Here is a 6911-nt window from a genome sequence, read left to right on the forward strand (position 1 = left end):
CCGCCCTGACCAAATGGTCCATCGGCCTGCTGGTCTTCGGCATCATGGGCATGACCGTGGCGCTGACCATCATGGGCTACGAGCAGACACTGGTGGAGCGCGCCGAGCTGGGCGGTGGCTGGCAGGCCTACTTCACCGCCCAGAACCTGCCGTGGTATGTGCAGGCGCAGGGCTGGCGGCTGGCCATGGGCGTGGTGACCTTCATCGGCTTCGTGCTGCTGTTTGTCGACCTGCTGACCATTGGCAGCCGCCAGCACGAAGAACAACGGCATGAAATGAAACCGGCTCCTGCCGCAGCATGAACAAGGGAGGACAAAACCATGATCATCCAGAAATGCACCGACGTCAGCTGTGACAACATCTTCGCCTGGCTCAACCAGGGGCCGCTGACCCTGACCATCACCCTGCACCTGCTCATCCTGCTGCCCATGGCATGGATCTACGTGCAGGAAAAGCGCAAGCTGCAGCACCGACCGCCGGAGGAATCCTGACCATGCTTGACGGCATTCTCGTGCTGGTCTTCGCCAGCGCCCTGCTGTTCTTCATGATCTGGCCGGCCACCGTCATCACCCGATGGCTCTGCCGCCATTCGGAACGCCTGCGCCGCTGGCGCAATCCGCTGGCGGTGGCGCTGACCGTCATGCTAGCACTGGGCGCCGGTGCCGCATTACGCTGGCTTTGACCTCTCAAACCTCATCCAACAGGCCGTCGGCAGGGTCGGCCTGTTCATCTCCCTCATCATGCCCGCACCGGCTCGCTTAAAATGAGCGCTTTCCCGGAGCAAGCCCATGAACCTGCTGACCCCCTGGCAACAGCGCTGTGAGCGGCTGCTGCGCGACTACTGGCAGCAACGGCCCATCGAACCCGCTCTCAAGGCGGCCATGATCTACGCCACCACCAATGGCGGCAAACGCTTCCGCCCCGCCCTCACATGGCTGGTGGGCGAAGCCCTCGGCCTGCCACAGGAACAGCTCGACCCGGCCGCGCTCGCCATCGAGTTGGTGCACTGCTACTCCCTCGTGCACGACGACCTGCCCGCCATGGATGACGACGACCTGCGCCGAGGCCAGCCCACCGTTCACATCAAGTTTGACGAGGCCACCGCCATCCTGGCGGGTGACGCACTGCTGACCGAAGCCATGGAGCTGCTCAGCCATGCGGAACTGCCCGCCGACATCCGTCTGCGTCAGCTGCAGCTGCTCAGCCATGCCGCCGGCAGCCAGGGCATGGTGGCCGGCCAGATGATGGACATGGCCGCCACCGGTCAATCTATGACGCTGGATGCGCTGATCCTCCTTCACGAACTCAAGACCGGCGCGCTCATCCGTGCCGCCCTGCTGCTGGGTGCCGCCCCTTCACAGGACTACCCCTCACTGGAAAAACCGCTCGGCCGGCTGGGGCTGACGCTGGGACTGGCCTTCCAGGTGCAGGACGACATTCTCGAAGCCGAAGGGGCGCAGACAGGCAAATCCGCCGACAGCGACGCCCGCAACGGCAAGAACACCTTCCCCGCCCTGCTGGGGCTAGACGCGGCGCGGGACTATCGAGATGAACTCATCCAGCAGTGCCACCTGCTGCTGAACGAACTCCCGCTGCGCTCCCCCGCTCTGCGCCAAGTCATTGACTTTGTGGCGGAAAGGCGTCATTAGGCGTATAATCCGCACCCCTATGCAGACACCACAGTTCACCCTCACCACTCTGCTCGACTTCGCCGCCGCCCACAGGCTGCACGGCTACGACGGCGACTGCGCCAGACTGCACGGCCACAACTGGAAGGTGGAAGTACACGTGCGCGGCACACAGCTGGACGAGGTGGGCATGGTCATGGACTTCAAGGCTATCAAGCGTCATGCCCGGGAAGTGGTGGCCGAGCTGGACCACACCTACCTCAACGACCACCCCTTCTTCCAGACCCGCAACCCCACGGCGGAAAACCTGGCGCTCTTCCTGTTCCAGAAGTTGAGCGAGCGCATCAACAACGACCGCTGCCATGTGGTTGGCATCACCGTGTGGGAAAACGACCGCAACCGCGTCACCCTCGGTGAAAGAGGCTGAAATCCCCGCAATTTCCGCCGCCCGCCCGGCGCGCTGGAAATCGATTCGGCAAAAATGGGGGAGACCCCGCCAGAAAACACATTTCCGGCCTGTGAAAGCACCAGAGCATGGGTGACACGGGATTTGCAGCGGCGCGCGCGAAAACCGGCTCCGCAAAATCAGGGGAGACCCCGTCAAGAAACCACATCTCATGGCATCCTCGCCTCTCCACAGGCAGCCTGAACGGATGTTGCCTGTGAGCCTGAAAGGAAAGCCACAAGATCGGAGACAACCTCACCTCTCCAGGCAAAAATCCCGCACGCCACACACTCGCCGCCTAAAATAGTTGCAGCAAAAACACAGGAATCCTGCCCATGCACGACCCTCTGGTGCTGTTGGCCGCCGCCATCATCGGCCTGATCTTCGGCAGCTTCTTTTCCATGCTCAGCTGGCGGCTGCCCCGCCGGCTGCTGGCCGAATATCACGGCGAGCCCGTCCCCCCGCTGTGGGACCTGCGCACCCGTTCCGCCTGCCCTCACTGCGAAACCACCCTGCCGTGGTATCGACTCATCCCCCTGTTGAGCTGGCTGGCCAGCAGAGGGCGCTGCCATGCCTGCGGACAGCCCATCTCGAAACGCTACCCCCTCATTGAGCTGGCCACTGCGCTGCTGACCGTGGCTGCCGTATGGCAGTTCGGCCTGAGCGCGAAGGGGGCTTTCGCCGTGGGCTTCGGCTGGCTGGTGGTGTTGCTGGTGACGGTGGATCTGGAGCACAAGCTCCTGCTGGACGCCTTCACCTACCCACTGCTGTGGCTGGGGCTGCTGGCCAACAGCCTGCATCTGTGGGTGACGGCGGAAGCAGCCATCTGGGGCGCTGCGCTGGGCTATGGCCTGCTTTGGGGCACCTACTGGCTGTTCCGGCTCGTCACCGGACGGGAAGGCATGGGCTACGGCGACTTCAAGATGATGGCAGCGGTGGGGGCGTGGTTCGGCTGGCAGGCCATTCCGGGACTGCTGCTGCTCTCCGCTCTGACCGGCATTCTGGCGCAGCTGCTGCTGCGTCTGGCGGGACGGGGCGAGACCCACTTCGCCTTCGGCCCCTACATCGGCCTGGCCGGGCTGGCGTGGCTCTACTTCGGCCCGCAACTGGAACGGCTGTTCTGACATGAGCGGGCCTGTCAGCCTTCCACCGCTACAGGCCCTTACTCTTCCGCCGCGGCTGGTCGGCCAGCTGGCCCTGACACCCGACACGCTGCTTCAGGCCACCGTCACCCGTGTTCAGGGCGAGACGGCCACGCTCAACATTCAGGGGCATCCGTTGCAGGCGCGCAGCGAGATCCCGCTCACACCGGGGCAGCGGCTCACATTTCTGGTGCAGTTCGCCAACAATCAATGGCGCCTGATTCCCCAGTCCGCCCCCTCCATAACAACCGGCAGCCCGGCGGCCACCACACCTCCGCTCCTGCAACCCTTGTCCACGCCGCCGACGCAGGCCATGCAGACCGTGCTCACCCAGCTCTTTCAGGCTCTGCCCGCCGCTCAGGCCAGCCCCATGCTGGCCACGCTGACAGAAAAGCTCCAGCAGCAACTGCTCAGGCCGCAGAAACGCCCGGGGATTGAACAGCTGCGCGCCCATCTGCTCAACGGTGGCACCCAGCTGGAAGCCCGACTTGCCGCAGGTCAGCCCGTGGCGCAGGACATCAAGGCCACCCTGCTGCAGATGCTGGCGCTGGCGAAGGAACAGAAAAAGGACGCGCTGATCGATCCCATTCGCAAACTGCTGCGTCGCATCGAGCATCACCAGGCCCGCAGTCTCATGGAAGGCGCCTTCTCCTTTCCGCTGCTGTTCGAGCCCCGTTCGGACATCCGCGATGGCAGCCTGACCTTCTATCCGCCCGAGCCTGCTGACGGCGCATCCGACTGGCGCGCGCTGCTTCAGCTGGACTTTTCCCGCACCGGCCCCTTCGAGGCGCTCATCACCCTGACAACGGAGGCCCTTCAGGTCATCATCTGGGCTGCCGATCCCACAGTGCGGGACGCGCTCAAGACCCTCAGGGAGCGCCTGCGTGAACTGACCGATCAGGTGACGGTGACGTGGCACGAAACACCCCCATCCAGCCGGCTGGGCGCGCCGGCACTCAGCGTGAGGGCCAAGGCATGAACGAACGGAACCCGCGCAAAAAAGCGGTCGCGCTCAAATACGACGGACACGGCGCCCCCACGGTGGTGGCCAAGGGACAGGCGCTGATCGCCGAGGAGATCATCCGGCTGGCGCGCGAGGCCAACGTGCCCATCGTCGATCAGCCGGAGCTGGTGGAGCTGCTGGCGCAGGTGGAGCTGGATCAGGAGATCCCGCCCATGCTCTATCAGGCGGTGGTGGAAGTACTCATCTTCGCCTACGAGCTCAGCGGCAAGGTACCGCCGCAGCCGAAAAAATGAAAGTCAGTCTTGGCCGGAGGAAAGCAGCCAGAAGAGCAGATAGCCGCCATACATGCCCAGCATCAGCAACGCCAGCACAGTCACCGGCCGCAGCGGTCCCACACTTGCCGGTTCAGGCTCGACACCCTCACGACGCAGCCTTCGCTGCCGCAGACGGTGGCGCACCATCCAGTAGAGAAAGCCGGCCACCAGCAGGGCGCTGAACAGCTTGAGCCACATCAGCCCAGCACCTGCCGCACGCGCTCCAGATCCTCCGCTGTGTCCACTCCGATGCCTGCGTCGCACAGGGCGTCCAGCACCAGAATGGGGGCCTCATGGTAGAGCGCCCGCAACTGCTCCAGCTTTTCCAGCTGCTCCAGCTCGCACGGCGGCCAGCTCACATAGCGCTGCACGAATCCGGCCCGGTAGGCATACAGGCCGATATGACGGCGATAGCTGTGCAGATGGGACGGATCCATGCGGTCATGGTGGAAGTCCACATCCCGGTTCCAGGGAATGGGCGCGCGGGAGAAAGTGATGGCATGCCCCCGGGCGTTGCGCACCACCTTGACCACATTGGGGTCGAACAGGGCCGCTGGTGAGGCGATCGGCTCGCACAGGGTGGCCATTTCCGCCTCCGTGTCCGCCGCCAGCCCCTCCGCCACCTGCCGGATCAGTTCAGGCGGCAGCATGGGCTCGTCCGCCTGCACATTGACCACCAGCGTCCCGTCAGCCCATCCCAGCCGGGTGATCACCTCCGACAGCCGTTCCGTGCCGGAAGAATGCTCTGCGGAGGTCATCACCACCCGGGCACCAAAGGCCTCGCAGACCGCGCGCACCTTGTCCGATTCCGTGGCGATCCAGACCTCCTCTGCGCCGCTGTCCAGCGCATTGCGCCAGGTCCACCACACCAGCGGATGCCCGCCCACGTCTGCCAGCACCTTGCCCGGCAGGCGTGAAGAGGCGTAACGGGCGGGGATGACAACCTGAAAGCTCATGCGGACTTCTGCTTGCGGTAACGCTCGACGGTGTCCTCATCCAGATCCACCGCCTCATCAGCCAGCAGAATGGGAATGTCATCCCGGATGGGATAGGCCTTTTTGGCCGCGGTGGAGACCAGCCACTGCCGGTCACGGTCATAGACCAGCTTCGTCTTGGTCAGCGGGCATACCAGAATATCCAGCAGCTTGGGGTTCATATTTCTCCTCCACACAGGCCCTCACCCGGGCCAGCCATGCCTGTTCCCATTCAGAAGGCAGCCGGGCGGCCACCTCCAGCCAGTAGTGCTCGCCCGCACCGTCCGGCTGGCATTTTATCGCATCCTTTTCCGTCATGACCCACGGACCGGGCGTCTGTTCAAGCACGCGCTGCAGCTGTTCTGTGGACGCATGGTCCGGCAGCGCCACCGTGTCGCTGACTGCCACACCCAGCTCGCGCACGGTGTCGAAAAAGCGCTGCGGGTTGCCGATGCCCGCCAGCGCCCGGACAGTGCGCCCCGCCAGTGCAGACAGAGGCAGGCGGCTACCGTCCAGCCGGCGCCATGCCACCGGCTCCAGCCGCATCACCGGCCAACCGGCCAGTTCAGCTCTATCTCCAGCACCGTTGCTGATACGGAAGTCCACTTCCTCCACCCGCCGCCAGGGTTCCCGCAGCGGTCCGGCCGGCAGACAGCGACCGTTGCCCGCGCCACGCACCCCATCGGCCACCACCACCTCCAGATCACGAGGCAGGGCGTAATGCTGCAATCCATCGTCAGAGAGGATCACCCGCACCTGTGGATGGCGCTCCAGCAGCGTCCGGGCCGCCCTGTCCCGGTACGGGTCCACCACCAGCGGACACCCCAATCTCCGGGCAATCAGTGCCGGTTCATCCCCGCACTCTTCCGGTGAAGTCTGCGGCCGCACCACCTGTGGAAACGGCCCCCTGCCACCATATCCCCGGCTGATGATGCCGAACGGCACCCCCGCCTCCCGCAGCAGCTCCGCCAGACGCAGCAGCAGCGGCGTCTTGCCACTGCCGCCTACGGTGACATTGCCTACCACCACCACGACGGCCGTGGGAAAGGTCGGATCGAAGGTGTTGCGAAATCGGCGCAACCGTCCACGGGCAATACGGCAGGTCAGCGCGCCCAACGGCGCGAGCAGACGGCCTGCAGGATGCCCTGCATCCATCCACCAGCGGGGCCAGTCACTTGCGAATACACTCATGTCGGTAGATTGTAGGGCTTTGTGTCCGCCTCTGCCCGATCAGTCGCACACTCCGCTGGGACAGCTGCCAGATGAGCTGGCCTTCACAACCGGTGCAGTACACCCTGATGCCCCGCTTCAGCCAGCGCGCCTTCACCGCCGACGCAGGCAGATGGAATGGATTGCGGTAGCCGGCCGAGACGGCCACCTGACGCACGCCGAGACCATCCAGCAGTGCCGTGCCGTTTGAGGTGGTGCTGCCGTGGTGACCGGC

General features: G+C 64.7%; 13 protein-coding genes. 8 read left to right on the forward strand and 5 right to left on the reverse strand.

Annotated features, from left to right (window positions below):
* The 8 genes from F8K16_RS07425 to F8K16_RS07460 form a co-directional block, all read left to right on the forward strand.
* A partial coding sequence (locus F8K16_RS07425) for a hypothetical protein (protein ID WP_294948835.1) occupies positions 1-302 on the forward strand: 302 nt, incomplete at its 5' end.
* Between the two features lie 18 nt (positions 303-320).
* Positions 321-491: a hypothetical protein gene (locus F8K16_RS07430; RefSeq protein WP_294948837.1), complete on the forward strand. Its 171-nt coding sequence runs from the start codon at positions 321-323 to the stop codon at positions 489-491.
* Between the two features lie 2 nt (positions 492-493).
* A complete protein-coding gene (locus F8K16_RS07435; protein WP_294948839.1) occupies positions 494-682 on the forward strand; it encodes a hypothetical protein in 189 nt (62 codons plus the stop codon).
* A 106-nt stretch (positions 683-788) separates the two neighbouring features.
* Entirely contained in the window at positions 789-1649 is an 861-nt protein-coding gene (locus F8K16_RS07440; RefSeq protein ID WP_294948842.1) for a polyprenyl synthetase family protein, read from the forward strand.
* Between the two features lie 19 nt (positions 1650-1668).
* On the forward strand, positions 1669-2055 hold the full coding sequence (gene queD, locus F8K16_RS07445) for a 6-carboxytetrahydropterin synthase QueD (protein ID WP_294948844.1): 387 nt from the start codon (positions 1669-1671) through the stop codon (positions 2053-2055).
* Positions 2056-2408: 353 nt separating this feature from the next.
* Positions 2409-3197 (forward strand): A24 family peptidase, encoded by a 789-nt coding sequence (locus tag F8K16_RS07450; protein ID WP_294948846.1) that lies wholly within the window; start codon positions 2409-2411, stop codon positions 3195-3197.
* A 1-nt stretch (position 3198) separates the two neighbouring features.
* Entirely contained in the window at positions 3199-4194 is a 996-nt protein-coding gene (locus F8K16_RS07455) for a hypothetical protein (RefSeq protein WP_294948848.1), read from the forward strand.
* Positions 4191-4472: an EscU/YscU/HrcU family type III secretion system export apparatus switch protein gene (locus F8K16_RS07460; protein WP_294948850.1), complete on the forward strand. Its 282-nt coding sequence runs from the start codon at positions 4191-4193 to the stop codon at positions 4470-4472. Before F8K16_RS07455 ends, F8K16_RS07460 begins: the two co-directional genes overlap by 4 nt.
* Before the next feature lie 3 nt (positions 4473-4475).
* On the opposite strand, the gene F8K16_RS07465 is transcribed toward F8K16_RS07460, so the two are convergent.
* From F8K16_RS07465 to F8K16_RS07485, 5 genes are all read right to left on the reverse strand, one after another.
* Positions 4476-4691 (reverse strand): hypothetical protein, encoded by a 216-nt coding sequence (locus tag F8K16_RS07465; protein WP_294948852.1) that lies wholly within the window; start codon positions 4689-4691, stop codon positions 4476-4478.
* Complete coding sequence (kdsB, locus tag F8K16_RS07470) at positions 4691-5449, reverse strand: 3-deoxy-manno-octulosonate cytidylyltransferase (RefSeq protein ID WP_294948855.1); 759 nt, start codon at positions 5447-5449, stop codon at positions 4691-4693. The genes F8K16_RS07465 and kdsB overlap by 1 nt, the downstream gene beginning before the upstream one ends.
* Positions 5446-5649, reverse strand: coding sequence for a Trm112 family protein (locus F8K16_RS07475; protein WP_294948858.1), 204 nt, complete (start codon positions 5647-5649; stop codon positions 5446-5448). The genes kdsB and F8K16_RS07475 overlap by 4 nt, the downstream gene beginning before the upstream one ends.
* Entirely contained in the window at positions 5588-6658 is a 1071-nt protein-coding gene (gene lpxK, locus F8K16_RS07480; RefSeq protein WP_294948860.1) for a tetraacyldisaccharide 4'-kinase, read from the reverse strand. The genes F8K16_RS07475 and lpxK overlap by 62 nt, the downstream gene beginning before the upstream one ends.
* A partial coding sequence (locus F8K16_RS07485) for a hypothetical protein (RefSeq protein ID WP_294948863.1) occupies positions 6639-6911 on the reverse strand: 273 nt, incomplete at its 5' end. The genes F8K16_RS07485 and lpxK, both read right to left, overlap by 20 nt.

This window comes from Sulfurivirga sp. (assembly GCF_015490265.1).
In the GTDB taxonomy this organism is placed as follows: Bacteria; Pseudomonadota; Gammaproteobacteria; order Thiomicrospirales; family Thiomicrospiraceae; genus Sulfurivirga.